Annotated in this window: 13 protein-coding genes, 1 tRNA gene and 1 pseudogene; 7 read left to right on the top strand and 8 right to left on the bottom strand. The window is 67.4% G+C overall.

The features are described from left to right. Window positions 1–225: 225 nt before the first annotated feature. The 3 genes from CLV77_RS03095 to CLV77_RS03085 form a co-directional block, all read right to left on the bottom strand. Window positions 226–1,341: an extracellular solute-binding protein gene (locus CLV77_RS03095; RefSeq protein ID WP_076979303.1), complete on the bottom strand. Its 1,116-nt coding sequence runs from the start codon at window positions 1,339–1,341 to the stop codon at window positions 226–228. Between the two features lie 137 nt (window positions 1,342–1,478). Continuing rightward, window positions 1,479–2,579 carry an ABC transporter ATP-binding protein gene (locus CLV77_RS03090; RefSeq protein WP_076979304.1) on the bottom strand — a complete coding sequence of 367 codons (1,101 nt, stop codon included), beginning with the start codon at window positions 2,577–2,579 and terminating at the stop codon, window positions 1,479–1,481. A 393-nt stretch (window positions 2,580–2,972) separates the two neighbouring features. Continuing rightward, a tRNA-Leu gene (locus CLV77_RS03085) sits at window positions 2,973–3,059 on the bottom strand. A gap of 225 nt (window positions 3,060–3,284) precedes the next feature. Here CLV77_RS03085 and lipB point away from each other — a divergent pair. The 3 genes from lipB to CLV77_RS03070 all read left to right on the top strand — a co-directional run bounded on the left by lipB (window position 3,285) and on the right by CLV77_RS03070 (window position 6,507). After that, window positions 3,285–3,998 carry a lipoyl(octanoyl) transferase LipB gene (gene lipB, locus CLV77_RS03080; protein WP_076979305.1) on the top strand — a complete coding sequence of 238 codons (714 nt, stop codon included), beginning with the start codon at window positions 3,285–3,287 and terminating at the stop codon, window positions 3,996–3,998. 255 nt (window positions 3,999–4,253) lie between these two features. Continuing rightward, entirely contained in the window at window positions 4,254–5,921 is a 1,668-nt protein-coding gene (locus CLV77_RS03075) for a cytochrome c oxidase subunit I (protein WP_076979306.1), read from the top strand. Window positions 5,922–5,946: 25 nt separating this feature from the next. After that, window positions 5,947–6,507 carry a DUF2244 domain-containing protein gene (locus tag CLV77_RS03070; RefSeq protein WP_076979307.1) on the top strand — a complete coding sequence of 187 codons (561 nt, stop codon included), beginning with the start codon at window positions 5,947–5,949 and terminating at the stop codon, window positions 6,505–6,507. Window positions 6,508–6,749: 242 nt separating this feature from the next. Here the strand turns inward: CLV77_RS03070 and CLV77_RS03065 are convergent, their stop codons facing one another. Beyond that, on the bottom strand, window positions 6,750–7,208 hold the full coding sequence (locus tag CLV77_RS03065) for a GatB/YqeY domain-containing protein (RefSeq protein ID WP_076979308.1): 459 nt from the start codon (window positions 7,206–7,208) through the stop codon (window positions 6,750–6,752). Between the two features lie 194 nt (window positions 7,209–7,402). On the opposite strand from CLV77_RS03065, the gene carA reads away from it, so the two are divergent. Further along, the gene (carA, locus tag CLV77_RS03060) at window positions 7,403–8,560 is read left to right on the top strand and encodes a glutamine-hydrolyzing carbamoyl-phosphate synthase small subunit (protein ID WP_076979309.1); all 1,158 of its coding nucleotides are present in this window, start codon (window positions 7,403–7,405) and stop codon (window positions 8,558–8,560) included. Between the two features lie 106 nt (window positions 8,561–8,666). Further along, on the top strand, window positions 8,667–10,508 hold the full coding sequence (locus tag CLV77_RS03055) for a glycosyltransferase family 2 protein (protein ID WP_076979310.1): 1,842 nt from the start codon (window positions 8,667–8,669) through the stop codon (window positions 10,506–10,508). 56 nt (window positions 10,509–10,564) lie between these two features. On the opposite strand, the gene CLV77_RS03050 is transcribed toward CLV77_RS03055, so the two are convergent. Next, the gene (locus CLV77_RS03050; RefSeq protein WP_076979311.1) at window positions 10,565–11,206 is read right to left on the bottom strand and encodes a GntR family transcriptional regulator; all 642 of its coding nucleotides are present in this window, start codon (window positions 11,204–11,206) and stop codon (window positions 10,565–10,567) included. A 98-nt stretch (window positions 11,207–11,304) separates the two neighbouring features. Here CLV77_RS03050 and CLV77_RS03045 point away from each other — a divergent pair, with 98 nt between their 5' ends. After that, the gene (locus CLV77_RS03045; protein ID WP_076979312.1) at window positions 11,305–11,961 is read left to right on the top strand and encodes a pyrimidine 5'-nucleotidase; all 657 of its coding nucleotides are present in this window, start codon (window positions 11,305–11,307) and stop codon (window positions 11,959–11,961) included. A 31-nt stretch (window positions 11,962–11,992) separates the two neighbouring features. After that, entirely contained in the window at window positions 11,993–13,312 is a 1,320-nt protein-coding gene (locus CLV77_RS03040; protein WP_076979313.1) for a UbiH/UbiF family hydroxylase, read from the top strand. Between the two features lie 16 nt (window positions 13,313–13,328). Here the strand turns inward: CLV77_RS03040 and CLV77_RS03035 are convergent, their stop codons facing one another. From CLV77_RS03035 to CLV77_RS03025, 3 genes and pseudogenes are all read right to left on the bottom strand, one after another. After that, window positions 13,329–14,456 (bottom strand): aminotransferase class V-fold PLP-dependent enzyme, encoded by a 1,128-nt coding sequence (locus CLV77_RS03035; protein WP_076979314.1) that lies wholly within the window; start codon window positions 14,454–14,456, stop codon window positions 13,329–13,331. A gap of 166 nt (window positions 14,457–14,622) precedes the next feature. Then, window positions 14,623–15,078: pseudogene (locus CLV77_RS03030) on the bottom strand (Lrp/AsnC family transcriptional regulator); the annotation flags it as partial. Beyond that, window positions 15,075–15,530 (bottom strand): Lrp/AsnC family transcriptional regulator, encoded by a 456-nt coding sequence (locus tag CLV77_RS03025; protein ID WP_076979315.1) that lies wholly within the window; start codon window positions 15,528–15,530, stop codon window positions 15,075–15,077. The gene CLV77_RS03025 and the pseudogene CLV77_RS03030, both read right to left, overlap by 4 nt. Between the last annotated feature and the right edge of the window lie 177 nt (window positions 15,531–15,707).

The following is a 15,707-nucleotide window of genomic DNA, read 5'->3' as shown; positions in this document are numbered from 1 at the left end:
TTCGCATCGGGTCGCGCTGGCGGGTCCCCTGGCCGATCCGCTTGCGGATGGCGCCGGTTTCCGGGTGGCGTCGCATCGCCCTGCGCCTGCCCTGCGGTGACGTTCCGCCTGCCGGGGGGCGGGCCTTCGGCCGCGTGCCCCGTCGGAACGGTGGCGGCCGCCCCGGCGGACCGGGATGGCCTGGGATCGTGCCCGCCCCGGCGAACCGGGGCGGGAAGCGATCGATTACTGGGCCAGCCAGGCCTGGAACTTCGCGTCGATGTCGTCGCGATAGTCAGCCCAGAACTCGTAGTTGTAGAGGAACGTGTTCTTGGCGTTGGCCGGGTCGGTCGGCATGTGCGGCGCCATGTCGATGCCCAGGTCGGCGTGCTGACCAACCAGCGGTGCCGAGGAGGCACGGGCCGGACCGTAGGAGATGTACTTGGCCTGGTCCGCAAGACGCTGGGTGTCGGTGGCGAACTTGATGAAGTGCATCGCACGGGCCTTGCGCTCGTCGGTCAGGCCGGTCGGAACGATCCAACCGTCAAGGTCGAACACCTGCGCGTCCCACAGCATGCCGACGGGCTGCTTCTGCTCCTCGATGACCGAGAAGAGACGACCGTTGTAGGTCGAGCCCATGACGATCTCGCCATCGGCGAGCAGCTGGGGCGTGTCGGCGCCTGCCGACCACCAGATCACGTCATCCTTGATGGTGCCGAGCTTGGCGAGGGCCTTTTCCTGGCCTTCCTCGGTCGCCAGCACGTCATAGACCTCGTCCTTGGCGACGCCGTCGCAGAGCAGGGCCCATTCCATGTTGTTGATCGGGCGCTTTTCAAGCGCGCGTTTGCCGGGATAGGTCTCGGTATCGAAGATCGCGCAGATGTCGGCGGGCGGCGTGTCGCCGACCTTGTCGGTGCGATAGCCGAAGGTGGTCGAGTAGACGATCTGGGGAATGAAGCACTCGGAGACCAGCAGGTCGCCGAAGTCATCCTCTGCCGAGGAGCCGTCATCGCCCTTGGCCAGGTCCACCTCGGGGTCGATCTCGGCCGCGAGGCCCTCGTCGCACAGGCGGATGCCGTCCGATGCCACCACGTCGACCACGTCCCAGGTCACGTTGCCGGCCTCGTTCATGGCACGCAGCTTCGCGACGGCCTCGGCCGAGCTCTCGTCCCAGATGACCTTCACGTCGGGGTTGGCTTCCAGGTAAGGCTCCACATAGGCCTTCAGCTGGCTTTTCTGATAAGCGCCACCCCAGGAGACGATGGTCATCTCGTTGGCCATCTTCATGTGGGCTTCGGCAAAGGCTGCGGCCGTGGAAACGGCAAGCGCCCCCGAGGCCAGCAGAGCAGTTGTCAGTTTCATCTCTAACTCCCAATCTTACCCGTGATTTACAAGGGCTCCGGACACGGGATTCTCTCCCAGAGCCCCTTACTCTCGCGCGCTGCGCGAAACTGGTGCCGCGGCCTGGCGGACAGGGGTCCGCGGCCGCCGCTCTGGCGTCAGGCGTCCAGGGCCCGGCAGTCCGAAGGCTCCCAGCCGATCTTGATCCGCTCGCCGGGCTTCAGGCGCACCTGGTCGGGTGCGTTGCGGCTCTTCATGATGAAGTCGTCGCGGCCGGCAACCCGTAGGCGGGTGCGGAAGATGTCGCCCATGTAGATGAATTCCAGCACCTCGGCGTCGAGGGTATGGGCATCGGGCGACAGCCGGTCGGGCAGGAACTCCACCCGTTCGGGCCGGATCGAGACGCGGGTGCGCTCGCCCGGTTCACTAACGTTGACAGGAACCGCGTCGACCAGCTCGCCGCCATCGAGGCGCACGAGGGCCACGCCATTGTTGATCTCCTGGACCGTGCCCTCCAGCGTGTTGTTCTCGCCGATGAACTGGGCCACGAAGCTATTCTGCGGGCTTTCGTAAAGCTCGTCGGGCGGCGCCAGCTGCTGGATGCGGCCGTCGTCGAACACGGCGACCCGGTCGGACATGGTCAGCGCCTCGGTCTGGTCGTGGGTCACGTAGACCACGGTAATCCCGAGATTGTCCGAGATGTGCTTGATCTCGAACTGCATATGCTCGCGCAGCTGCTTGTCGAGGGCGCCCAGCGGCTCGTCCATCAGGACCAGCTCGGGCTCGAACACCAGGGCGCGCGCCAGGGCGATCCGCTGCTGCTGACCGCCCGAAAGCTGAGCCGGGCGGCGATTGCCGAACTCGCCCATCTGCACCATGTCGAGGGCGCGCCGCACCTTGGCCTCGCGCTCGGACTTGCCCATCTTGCGCACCTCAAGCGGGAAGGCCAGGTTCTCGGCCACGCTCATGTGCGGGAAAAGTGCATAGTTCTGGAACACCATGCCGATCCCACGCTTGTGCGGCGGGATGTTGTTGATCGGCTGACCGTCCAGGCGGATCTCGCCATGGGTGGCGGTCTCGAAGCCGGCCAGCATCATCAGGCAGGTGGTCTTGCCGGACCCCGAGGGGCCGAGCATGGTGAGGAATTCACCCTTGGGGATCGACAGGTTCAGGTCCTTCACGACGAGGGTCTCGCCGTCGTAGCTTTTCTGAACGTGATCGAACTCTACAAACGCGTCGCTTCTGTCGGCTGAGGTCAACCTCGGCTCCTGTTGTTTGGCAAACTTTTTACATCCCTTGATCAACAACTAGAACAAGGCGGCCGCTTTTTTACAACCAGAAACCTGCATCTAGCGCCGAATCCTCATTTCGCCAGATAACACGTGCCGAAATATTGAACGTTTAGGCACGGATGGAATTCTTTTGATTTTTAATGACATCGCGCCGCGATCGGGCCAGGGACATTTTCCAACGTGATCGCGCGTTAAGCGGGGCCGCGAAAACCTGCGTCAAGCCCTATCAACCCAAGGTTGCGCCGCCATTTCCGCGATCTCCGCGCCGACGGGGATGTCCCCCATTGGCCCGAAACGGCAACAGGCACCGCACTCCCGGCGACGGGAGATCAAATTGTGCCTGCTGAAGGGGAAAAGATCTGGTGCGGTCGAGAAGACTCGAACTTCCACGGGTGTTACCCCACAGCGACCTCAACGCTGCGCGTCTACCAATTCCGCCACGACCGCACTGTCCTGACTTGGTGGCGGGGTTCTAACGGCAGGCCGAACGGTTGTGAAGCGGTTTTTTCGCCCTCGGACGGATTTCCCTCCCGCCCCTCGCCGCACCCCGATCTGGCGCATACTTCCCGGCCTTTCCCTTCCCCTGCCCGACTTGGCTGCGCCCCCGCGATACCGTATCACGGGGGCCATAACCCACGCCTTGCCCCCGCCCCGCACCCGAAAGGCCCGCCCATGGTCGAATGGATCACCAGCCCCCGGCCCGTGGATTACGAAGAGGCCCTGCGCGTGATGGAAGACCGCGTCGACCGAATCGCACAAGGCACCGCGGACGAGGCGATCTGGCTGCTTGAGCACCCGCCGCTCTACACCGCAGGCTCCAGCGCCCGGCCCGCCGACCTGGTCGACCCCGACCGCTTCCCGGTGTTCGAGGCTCGGCGCGGCGGACAATACACCTACCACGGGCCTGGGCAGCGGGTCGTCTACGTGATGCTCGATGTCGGATCCCGGGGCCGCGACGTGCGCCGCTTCGTCCGCCAGCTCGAGGCCTGGGTGATCGAGACCCTGGCCCGCTTCGGCGTCACGGGCCACCTGCATCCCGGCCGCGTCGGTGTCTGGGTCAACCGCCCCGAGCGTCCCGCCGCGCCCGACGGCAGCCCGGCCGAGGAAAAGATCGCCGCCATCGGCATCCGCCTGCGCCGCTGGATCAGCTTCCACGGCATCTCCATCAACGTCGAACCGGATCTCGAGCATTTTTCCGGCATCGTCCCCTGCGGCATCGCCGACCGGGGCGTGACCAGTCTCGTCGATCTCGGCCTGCCGGTGACGATGGAGGACCTGGACCTCGCCCTGCGCGCCAACTTCGACAGAACGATGGGACCGCGCGCCGCCCCGGCCCCGGCCGCCGCCAGCGGCACCGCCCCGCCCCCCGACCCCGCCCCGCGCTGATCCGCAGGGATCGCCGCCCTGCCTTCGTTGTCGCCAAAATATCCCCGCCGGAGGCTCCCGCCCGGGGGCACGGGCACAGGCCCCGGGGGCGCGCCGCACGGCCCGGGCGATCACTGCGTCATTTTTTCACCTGCGACCGTCTTGATCATTGCCGTAGGCGGAGTGTCGCACTAAAACGGCCAAAACCTCCGGCCCCCCCTTATACAGCATGTATGTCCGGGGGTCCGGGGATCCCACCAAACCAGGAGGCACCGCATGGCTGATTCCGCCATTCACGGTCATGAACATGAGGACAACCGGGGGTTCTTCACCCGCTGGTTCATGTCAACCAATCACAAGGACATCGGCGTCCTCTACCTCGTGGTAGGCGGGCTTGCCGGTTTCATCTCGGTCACGTTCACCGTCTACATGCGCCTCGAGCTCATGGAGCCGGGCGTGCAGTACATGTGCCTTGAAGGTGCGCGCCTGCTTGCATCCGCCGAGGAATGCACCCCCAACGGACATCTCTGGAACGTGCTGATCACCGGCCACGGCATCCTGATGATGTTCTTCGTCGTGATCCCGGCCCTCTTCGGTGGCTTCGGCAACTACTTCATGCCGCTGCACATCGGTGCGCCGGACATGGCCTTCCCGCGGTTGAACAACCTCAGCTTCTGGCTCTACGTCGCAGGCACCTCGCTGGCCGTCGCATCGGTCATGGCGCCGGGCGGTAACGACCAGCTGGGTTCGGGCGTGGGCTGGGTGCTCTACCCGCCGCTGTCGACCACCGAGGGCGGCATGTCGATGGACCTGGCCATCTTCGCGGTGCACGTCTCGGGCGCCTCGTCGATCCTGGGCGCGATCAACATCATCACGACCTTCCTGAACATGCGCGCGCCGGGGATGACCCTGCACAAGGTGCCGCTCTTCGCCTGGTCGATCTTCGTGACCGCATGGCTGATCCTCCTGGCCCTGCCGGTCCTGGCCGGCGCCATCACCATGCTGCTGACCGACCGTAACTTCGGCACCACCTTCTTCGACCCCTCGGGCGGCGGTGACCCGATCCTCTACCAGCACATCCTGTGGTTCTTCGGCCACCCGGAAGTGTACATCGTGATCGTGCCCGCCTTCGGCATCATCAGCCACGTGATCTCGACCTTCTCGCGCAAGCCCATCTTCGGCTACCTGCCGATGGTCTACGCGATGGTGGCGATCGGTGGTCTGGGCTTCGTCGTCTGGGCGCACCACATGTACACCGTCGGCATGTCCCTGACCCAGCAGTCCTACTTCATGCTGGCCACCATGGTCATCGCGGTGCCCACGGGCGTGAAGATCTTCAGCTGGATCGCAACCATGTGGGGCGGCTCGGTCACCTTCGAGACCCCGATGCTCTGGGCCTTCGGCTTCCTGTTCCTGTTCACTGTCGGTGGCGTCACCGGCATCGTGCTCAGCCAGGCCGGCGTCGACCGTGTCTACCACGACACCTACTACGTCGTTGCGCACTTCCACTACGTGATGAGCCTGGGCGCCGTCTTCGGCATCTTCGCGGGGATCTACTACTGGTTCACCAAGATGACCGGGCGCGCCTACCCCGAGTGGGCCGGCAAGCTGCACTTCTGGACCTTCTTCATCGGTGCCAACATCACCTTCTTCCCGCAGCACTTCCTGGGCCGCCAGGGCATGCCGCGCCGCTACATCGACTACCCGGAGGCCTTCGCCACCTGGAACTACGTCTCGTCGATCGGCGCGTTCATCTCCTTCGCCTCGTTCCTGTTCTTCATCGGCATGATCGCCTACTCGCTGAAGTTCGGGCGCAAGGTCACCACCCCGGCCTACTGGGGCGACGAGCAGACCCTCGAGTGGACCCTGCCCAACCCGCCGCCCGAGCACACGTTCGAGATCCTGCCGACGCAGGACCAGTGGGACAAGCAGCCCCACCACTAGGCTGCCCTCTGCGAGGAACACCACCATGCCCGTCGAACGGGACATCGACAGAACAGGGGCCCCGGGTAAAACCGGGGCCCTTTCGCGGTCGGCGGGGGACGGCGGTCCCGACGCCCCGCTCTACCAGGTGCGGCTGCGGCCGCACCGGTCCCTGTCGCGCCGCGGCTTTGCCACCTTCATCGTCATCACCTGTCTGCTGCTGACCCTGCCGCTCATGGCGCTGCTGGGCAGTGCGGCCCTGTGGGTGCTGCTGCCCTTCCTGTGGATCGCCGTGGCGGGTGTCTGGTTCGCGATCCACCGCAGCTGGGACGACGGGCGGCTGACCGAGGTGCTGACCCTGTGGCCCGACCGCATCCGCCTGCACCGCGAAAACCCCCGCGGCGCCCCGCAGGAATGGGAGGCCAACCCCTACTGGACCCGCCTCGAGCTGCATGCCGAGGGCGGGCCGGTGGAGAATTACATCACCCTCAACGGCGGCGGACGCTGCGTCGAGCTGGGCGCCTTTCTCAGTCCCGAGGAGCGGCTGGACCTGCACGGGGAACTGGCCCGGATCCTGGCGGGGCTGGACATCAACGCGCGCCGCTGAGGCAGGCGGAGGGTTGGCCGGGCCTGGTGGCGGCCGCGCGCCTTGCCGGGATGCCTGGCCCTGTTGGGCGTGAAGGAGCCTCCGGCGGGGATATTTCGGCGACAATGAAGGCGGGGGGCGCGTGCCCGGGTGACGTGAATCTTGCGCGGGCGGTCACGCAAGGGCGCACTCGCCCAAGGCGCGGGCCCCGGCGTAGGTGTTCATGATCGGTGAAAAGAGGGCGGCGCCGGGGCGCGAGGGTCTTAGCCCAGGCGGTCGCGGACCCGGGGGCCGACGGCGCCGAAATCCATCTGGCCGGTGTAGCGCGACTTCAACTCGCCCATCACCTTGCCCATGTCGCGGATCGAGTCGGCGCCGGTCTCGGAAATGGCGGCGGCGATGGCGGCGTCGATCTCGCTGTCGCTCAGTTGTCGGGGAAGGAATTCGCCGATGATCTCGATCTCGGCGCGCTCGCGCTCGGCCAGGTCGACGCGGCCGGCCTCCTCATAGGAGCGGGCGCTTTCCTGGCGCTGCTTGACCATCTTGCCCAGGATTGCCAGCACCTCGGCCTCGTCGACGCCCTCGGGGCGGCCCTCGCCGCGCAGGGCGATGTCACGGTCCTTGATCGCCGCGTTGATCAGGCGCAAGGTCGACAGGCGGTCCGTCTCGCGGTTTTTCATCGCCGATTTCAAGGCATCGGTGATGCGTGTCCTCAGGTCCATGCTGCATATCCTGTCGCAAGTTGCATATCGGTCGCCCACAATAGCCTGCCCCTGCGGTCGGAGCAACCTTGCCGGTAATTGGCAAGATACTGATAATATTGAGTTTTCTATTTGGCCGCCCCCCTTGACCGTGACTGGCCCAGTCAATAGGTTCCGGCCAGTTTGAGCATTGGAGCTGCCCCATGCCTGCCGGAATGTCCGACAAGTCGACCAATCACCCCACCGCCTGCCTGGCCCTGGCCGATGGCACCCTGTTCTTTGGCAAGGGTTTCGGCGCCACTGGCGAAACCACGGCCGAGCTGTGTTTCAACACCGCAATGACCGGCTACCAAGAGATCATGACCGATCCGTCCTATGCCGGCCAGGTCGTCACCTTCACCTTCCCCCATGTGGGCAACGTCGGGGTCAATCCCGACGATGACGAGAGCGGCGAGCCGGTCGCGGCCGGCATCGTCGTGAAATGGGATCCGACCGAACCCTCAAGCTGGCGCGCCGCCGAGGATCTCTCGGACTGGATGGCCAAGCGCGGTCGTATCGGCATCGGCGGCATCGACACCCGGCGCCTGACCCGCGCCATCCGCCAGCAGGGCGCGCCCCATGTGGCGCTGATCCATGCGCCCGACGGCAATTTCGACATCGAGGCGCTGGTCGCCGCCGCCCGCGGCTTTCCCGGGTTGGTGGGGCTGGATCTGGCCAAAGAGGTCACCTGCGCCCAGACCTACCAGTGGAACGAGATGCGTTGGGCCTGGCCCGACGGGTTCCAGCCGCGCACAGAGCCGGGCCACCGGGTCGTGGCGATCGACTACGGCGCCAAACGCAACATCCTGCGCAGCCTGGCCTCGGCCGGTTGCGATGTGACCGTGCTGCCCGCCACCGCCACCGCCGAGGAGATCCTGGCCCATGATCCGCAGGGCCTGTTCCTGTCGAACGGCCCGGGCGATCCGGCGGCGACCGGCGAATACGCCGTGCCGACGGTGCAGGAAGTGCTGGCCAAGTCGCAGATCCCCGTCTTCGGCATCTGCCTCGGCCACCAGATCCTGGCCCGCGCCCTGGGCGCCCGCACGGTCAAGATGAACCACGGCCATCACGGCGCAAACCACCCGGTCAAGAACGTCGAGACCGGCAAGGTCGAGATCACGTCGATGAACCACGGCTTCACCGTCGACAGCCAGTCGCTGCCCGAGGGTGTGATGGAGACGCATGTGTCGCTTTTCGACGGTTCGAACTGCGGCATCCGCATGACCGACCGGCCCGTCTACTCGGTCCAGTACCACCCCGAGGCCAGCCCCGGGCCGCAGGACAGCCTTTACCTGTTCGAGCGTTTCAGCGACGCGATCCGCGAACAGGCCTGATCCATCGGGCGGGGGCGGCACCATGCGCCGCCCCGCCTGAGCACTTCCGTTAATCGCAGCTTAACCTAGGGGCGGTTTCATCAAGAGACTCTTGAGGAGTTTCGCGATGGGATCGCTCTTGTCGGATATGGGTGCTGCCGCACCGCCGCTTGCGGCTGCGCCGCATCCGGTTACCGCCGCGCCGGCGGCCAAGGCGCCGGCGCCCGGTTCCGTTCATCCCCTTCCCCCAGCCGATCCCCGATTGCTGGACCGCGCCGGCGCGCGGCTTTGCCTGCGGCTGTCGGTGCTGCCCCTGCGCGACGTGGGCGGCGCGGTGCTGCTGGCCTCGGCCGCCCCTCTTTCACCCACCGCGCGGCGCAGGCTGGTCCAGCGTCTGGGGCCGGTCGTGACCTGCACCGCCCCGCGCCGAGAGATCCAGGATGAGATCCTGCGCCTGCGCCGGGGCGATCTGGTGCGCGAGGCCGAGCGGGGGTTGCCGGCGGCCCATAGCTGTCGCGACCTGGCCGGGCCGGGGCGGGGGCAATTGATGTCGGGCGGGTTGCTGGCGCTGACCGGGTTGTCGCTGGGCAGCCCGTCACAGGTTTTCACGCTGGTCTTCATCCTGGCCGCTTGCGTGCTGGCGCTGAACACCTTCCTGAAGGTCGCGGCCGCGCTGCGGGCCTGGCGACGCCCGCAACCTGTCCCGGAGGCGGTGGTGGTGCCCTTGACGACGGCTGTCGCGCCGGCCCGACGGCCCGTCTTGGCGGAGACGGAGGCAAGCGCCGGGAGCGGCAACGCGGGGGCCGATGTCGCCCAGGCGCGGTTGCCGATGGTTTCGGTCCTCGTGCCCCTGCTGCGCGAGGAGCGGATCACCGAGCGGTTGATGCAACGGCTGGGGCGGCTGGACTATCCCTCCGACCGGCTGGAAATCTGCCTGATCGTCGAGGAGCGGGACCGCCCCACCCGCGCCGGGTTGAGCTGCGCCAGCCTGCCCGACCACGTCCGGGTGATCGTCGTGCCCCACGGTCCGCTGCGCACCAAGCCACGGGCGCTGAACTTCGCCCTGCCATTCTGTCGCGGCAGCATCATCGGCATCTATGACGCCGAGGACGCGCCCGAACCCGACCAGATCCGCAAGGTGGTGCAGCACCTGTTCCAGGCCGGATCGCGCGTGGCCTGTGTGCAATGCGTGCTGGATTACTACAACACCGACACCAACTGGCTGTCGCGCTGTTTCACCATCGAATACGCGACCTGGTTCCGGGTCGTCCTGCCGGGGTTCGAGGGGCTGGGCCTGCCGATCCCGCTGGGCGGCACCTCGCTTTTCATCCGCCGGGCCGTGCTGGAGGAGCTGGGCGGTTGGGACGCCCACAACGTCACCGAGGATGCAGATCTGGGCATCCGGCTTGCGCGGTTCGGCTACCGGACCGAGCTTGCCGCCTCGGTCACGCGCGAGGAGGCGACCTGCCGGATCATGCCGTGGGTGCGTCAGCGATCGCGTTGGCTGAAGGGCTATGCCATGACCTACATGGTCCACATGCACAGACCAGGGGCCCTTTTGCGTGACCTGGGGTTGCGGCGCTTCTTGGCCTTGCAGGTCCTGTTTCTGGGCACGTTGATCGGCTTTGCCCTGGCCCCGGTGCTGCTGTCCTTCTGGCTTTTGAGTTTCGGGCTCCTGCACCCGGCCGCGCTGCACCTGTCGCCCGAGGCGGTGCGCGCCTTCCAGGTCGGGTTCCTGCTGGCCGAGATCGCGGCGATGGCAGTGGCGCTGCTGGCGGTGGCGCGGCGGGGAACGCCCCCGCTGATGCCGTGGATCCTGTCGATGCACCTTTATTTTCCCCTGGCCTCGCTGGCGATGACCAAGGCGGCGGGGGAATTGCTGTTCCTGCCCTTCTACTGGGACAAGACCCCCCACGGGGTCGATCCGGCCGCGCGCGAGGCCGGCGGCGCGGGGCGTCCCCCGGCCTAAGGCAGGGGCGGCCACCGGCGCGGCGGATCAGGGGGGACGCGACGCGACCGGGGGCGTCAGAACTCGCTGGCGTCGTTCTTCAACCGGGTCTCGAAGGCCATCGAGATATGTTCGCGCAGCGCCGCATAGGCGGCGTCCCCGTCGCGCGACCGGATGGCGTCGACGATGCTCTGATGCTCGGCCAGGGCGATGTGGCCCCGCCCCTCGACGGCCAGCGAGGTCGTCGCCATCAGCGTCATCGAGCGGTAGACCAGGTCCAGCTGCTGCACCAGGAAACGGTTGTGCGAGGCCAGGTGGATCTGACGGTGGAACCGGCGGTTGGCCCGCGCCAGCGCCGAGGGGTCGCCCAGCAGCTCCCGGTCCTCGTCGATGAAGGATTGCAGAACGCGGCCCTCGGCCTCGGTGGCGTGGCGGGCGGCCAGCCGCGCGGCCAGGCCCTCAAGCTCGATGCGCACCTCGTAAAGCTCGGCCATCTGGTTGTGATCCAGCGAGGCGACCATCAGGCTGCGCCCGTCCCGGGACAGCAGCGACTGGGTCTCAAGCCGCTGCAGCGCCTCGCGGATCGGGGTCCGCGACACGCCGAACCGCTCGGCCAGCTCGCTTTCGACCAGCCGGTCGCCAGGGCGATAGATCCCCACGTCGATCGCATCGAGAATCAGGGAATACGCGTCTTTCTGCTGGGGTCTGTCTTCGCTCATGTTTCCTTGCCTTTGGTCGGACGCGGCACGCTATCCGAAACATGCAAAACAACGCAAGTGACGTTGAAGCCGCACGCGCGCCGCGCTAGCTTCGGCCCATGGCGCACCCGCAGATCACCGACCAGTTTTCCCATGTCTCGACCTGGGTCTTCGACTTGGACAATACGCTATACCCGCCCTCGGTGCGCCTATTCGACCAGATCGAGCGGCGGATGACCGATTGGGTGGCCCGCAGCCTGAGCGTTTCGGAGGCCGAGGCCAGCCGCCTGCGCGCCCTTTACTGGCGCGATTACGGCACGACGCTGGCCGGGCTGATGGAGGTTCACGGCGCCGATCCGCACGAATATCTGGTCGAGGTGCACGAGATCGATTTCTCGGCGCTGGAGCCCGATCCGGCGCTGGCCGCCGCAATCTCGGCGCTGCCGGGGCGGCGGATCGTCTACACCAACGGCTCTGCCCCCTATGCGCGGCGGGTGCTGGAAGGGCGCGGCCTGGCCGGCTGTTTCGACGCGGTCTACGGGGTGGAGGATGCGGGGTTTCACCCCAAGCCTCGCCGCCAGGCCTTCGAGGCGATCTTTGCCCGCGACGGCTGCCGACCCGAGGTGGCCTCGATGTTCGAGGATGACGCCCGCAATCTGCTGGCCCCCCACGAGATGGGAATGCGCACGGTCCACGTCGCCCCCGACGCAAGCCCCGCGCCCCATATCCATCATCACACCGACGACCTGTGTGCCTTTCTCGGACGTTGCACATGAAGGCCGCCCCCGCCGCGAAGGATCCGCACCGATGACCGACAGCCAGTATCAGGGCCGATCAGCCCGCCGGGACGGAAGGCCGGAGCGGCCGCGCCAGACCGATGTGCTGATCTCGGGCGGCGGCATCGCGGGGCTGACGGCGGCCGCGGCCTTCGGCAGCGCGGGCTACGCGGTCATCTGTGTCGACCCCGCCCCCCAGGTGACCGAGGCCGAGGCCCCCGGCGCCGACCTGCGCACCACCGCCCTGCTGCAACCGGCGCGCGCGCTGCTGCGGCGTGCGGGCGTCTGGGACAGGCTGCTGCCCCACGCCTCGGCGCTGCGGGTGATGCGGATCGTCGATGCCGGCGGCGAGGAGGCTGCGCCCCGCGCCACCTGCGATTTCGAAAGCCGGGATCTGTCCGAGGACACACCCTTCGGCTGGAACTTTCCCAACTGGCTGTTGCGGCGCGAGCTGCTGGCACGGCTGAACGAGCTGCCGCACGTCACCCTGCTGCCGGGCACTGCCACCCGCGACGTGCTGACCCGCGAGGCCCATGCCCATGTCACCCTGAGCCAGGGCGCGCCGGTCCGCGCGCGGCTTCTGATCGCGGCCGACGGGCGCGAATCCCGCGTGCGCGAGGCGCTTGGCATTACGGCCCGTGTCACCCGCTACGGGCAGAAGGCGCTGACCTTCGCGGTGGGCCACGACCGGCCCCATGACAATGTCTCGACCGAGGTTCACCGCACCGGCGGCCCCTTCACCCTCGTCCCCCTGCCCGATCACGAGGGGCGGCCGCGCTCGGCCGTGGTGTGGATGGAAAGCGGCCCCGAGGCGCAGCGACTGGCCAGCCTGGATGTGGCCGAGTTCGAGGCGCTGATGACCGAACGGTCGGCGGGCGTGCTGGGTCCGCTGCGGCTGATCGGACCCCGGGGCCTCTGGCCAATCGTCAGCCAGATCGCCGAGCGGCTGACCGCCCAGCGCAGCGCCCTCATCGCAGAGGCCGCCCATGTGGTGCCCCCGATCGGCGCACAAGGCCTGAACATGAGCATCGGGGACATCGCGCTGTTGCTGGACCTGGCGCTTGAGTCGGGGGGCGATCCGGGGTCCGACGACGTGCTGGATGCCTACCAGCGCCGCCGCTGGCCCGAACTGCGGGCGCGGGTCGCGGGTGTGGACCTGTTGAACCGGGCGTCGATGGCCGGGGCCCCGATCCTGCGCGACGGGCGGCTGAAGGGGCTGGAGCTGATCCACGGCCTGGCGCCGGTGCGCACGGGCCTGATGCGGCTGGGCCTGGGCGCCGGGGCCGAAGCGCCCGGCGGCGAGGCGACCGACAGCTCCGCGAAGAAGGAAGGGGGCGCGCCGGTCGGCTGACCCGCGCGCCCCGGGATCAGAGCACCGCGTCCAGCACCTTGGTCAGGCGCGCGACGGTGGCGTCGACATCGTAAAGCTTGTCCAGCCCGAAGAGGCCCAGGCGGAAGGTGCGAAAATCCTCGGGCTCGTCGCATTGCAGCGGCACGCCGGCCGCGATCTGCATGCCCCGCGCGGCGAAGGCGCTGCCGTTCTGCACGTCCGGGTCGTCGGTGTAGCTGACGACCACGCCCGGCGCGCCAAACCCTTCGGCCGCGACCGACTGCACCCCACGCTCCTGCAGCAGGGCACGCACGCGGCGGCCCAGCTCCCACTGGCGCTCGCACAGCTTGTCGAAACCGTATTCGCGGGTCTCCAGCATTGTGTCGCGGAAATCGTGCAGCGCGTCGGTGGGCATGGTCGCGTGATAGGCGTGACCGCCCTGTTCATAGGCGACCATGATCGAGCGCCACTTGGCCAGGTCCATCGCGAAGCTGTCAGATTTCGTCTCCTCCAGCCGGGCCAGAGCCCGCTCGCTCATCATCACCAGCCCGGCCGAGGGCGAGGCCGACCAGCCCTTCTGCGGCGCCGAGATCAGCACATCGACGCCGGTGGCCTTCATGTCGATCCAGGCACACCCGCTGGCGATGCAGTCCAGCACCAGCAGCGCGCCCACCTCGTGGGCAGCGGAGGCCAGGGCGGTGACATAGGCCTCGGGCAGGATAAGCCCGGCCGAGGTTTCCACGTGGGGGGCGAAGACCACGTCGGGACGGGCCTCGCGGATGGCGCGGGTCACCTCTTCGATCGGAGCGGGGGCATAGGGGGCGCGGCTGTCGTTGCCGATCTGGCGCGCCTTGAAGACAGTGGTTTCCCGGGCCATGCCGCCGGCTTCGAAGATCTGGCTCCAGCGATAGGAGAACCAGCCGTTGCGCACGATCATCGCGTGGGCACCGGCGCCGAACTGGCGGGCGACCGCCTCCATCGCGTAGGTGCCGCCGCCGGGCACAAGCGCCACGCCGTCGGAGTTGTAGACCTCGCCCAGCATGCCCGAGATGTCGCGCATCACCTGCTGAAACGCCTTGCTCATGTGGTTGAGCGAGCGGTCGGTGAATACCACCGAAAATTCGAGCAATCCGTCGGGATCGACTGTATCGAGCAGCGCGGCCATCGTAGGTCTCCTTCAAAGCTGGGCGAGTCCTAGGGCGGCAACATGGCGCAGGGCAAGGCGTTTCTGCCCATAGCTGCTATTCGCCGGGTGAATTGCCCGTCGTTTCGGGCCCGCCTTCCCCGTCTCCATCGCCTCCGTCGCGTCCGCCCCGGGCGGCTGCGCGCACGCCCAGCGGCCCCGGCAGACGCTCTTCCGACAGCAGCACGTTCGCCTCGACCTCGCCCACGCCGGGCAGGGTCATCAGGCGGCGGCGGAGGACACGCTCAAAATCGCTGAGGTCGCGGGCGACGATGCGCAGCCGGTAATCATAAAGACCCAGCACATGCTGGACGGTCTGCACCTCGGGGATGGCCGAGACCGCGCGCTCGAAATCCTCGAGGCTGACGCGCCCCTTGGTGGCCAGCTTCACGCCCAGGAACACGGTCACGCCGAAGCCCAGCCGCTCGGTATCCAGATCCAGGCGGCGCCCGGCGATGATACCGGCCTCCTCCAACCTGCGCACCCGGCGCCAGGCGGCGGGCTGCGAAAGGCCAAGTCGGCGACCGAGCGCCCCCGACGACAGGGTCGCATCCTCTGCCAGGGCCAGCAGCAGCCGGCGGTCGATGTCATCCAGCGCGATCATAGCGGCAGCGCCAGGTCGGATTTGACGGTGGCCACCAGCATCAGCGCCTCGATATCGGCGATATGGGGCAGCGCCAGAATGCGTCGGCGGTAGATCTCCTGGTAGTGGGGCATGTCGCGGGCCAGGATGTTCAGGCGCACGTCGACCTTGCCAAGGAACGTTTGGATCTCGTGGACCTCGGGGACCTCACGGGCGGCGGCCATGAACTCGTCGAAGGCGCCGCGCTGTGTCTTGTCCAGGGTGAAGCGCAGCGAAACTTCCACCCCGTAGCCCAGCGCGCGCCAGTCGATGATCGCGCGCTGGCCACGGATCACCCCCTCCTCGGTCAGGCGGGTGACGCGTCGCCAGCAGGTGGCTGCGGTCAGGCCGACCTCGCGGGCAAGCTCTGCCGTGGGCAGGTCGGGGCGGGCCTGAAGGATCCGCAAGAGGCGGCGGTCTGTGTCGTCCAGCACTGGTTGCCTGTCCTCTCCGGGCCTCGGAATGTTGCGATGCGGCATGGATGCACATCGTTATTTCATCCATGTGGAATACCGCGAATTGAAATTCACGAAAACCCGCAAATGAATTGAATTTCGACTTCCGCATGCCGTGGCTTGGGCCTAGGTTGCCGCCAGAATGACAACCAGTAA

Source organism: Brevirhabdus pacifica, assembly GCF_002797755.1.
GTDB classification, from domain to species: Bacteria; Pseudomonadota; Alphaproteobacteria; order Rhodobacterales; family Rhodobacteraceae; genus Brevirhabdus; species Brevirhabdus pacifica.
Note: the sequence above shows the minus strand (reverse complement) of the source record. Positions and strands in the feature narration are given on the sequence as shown.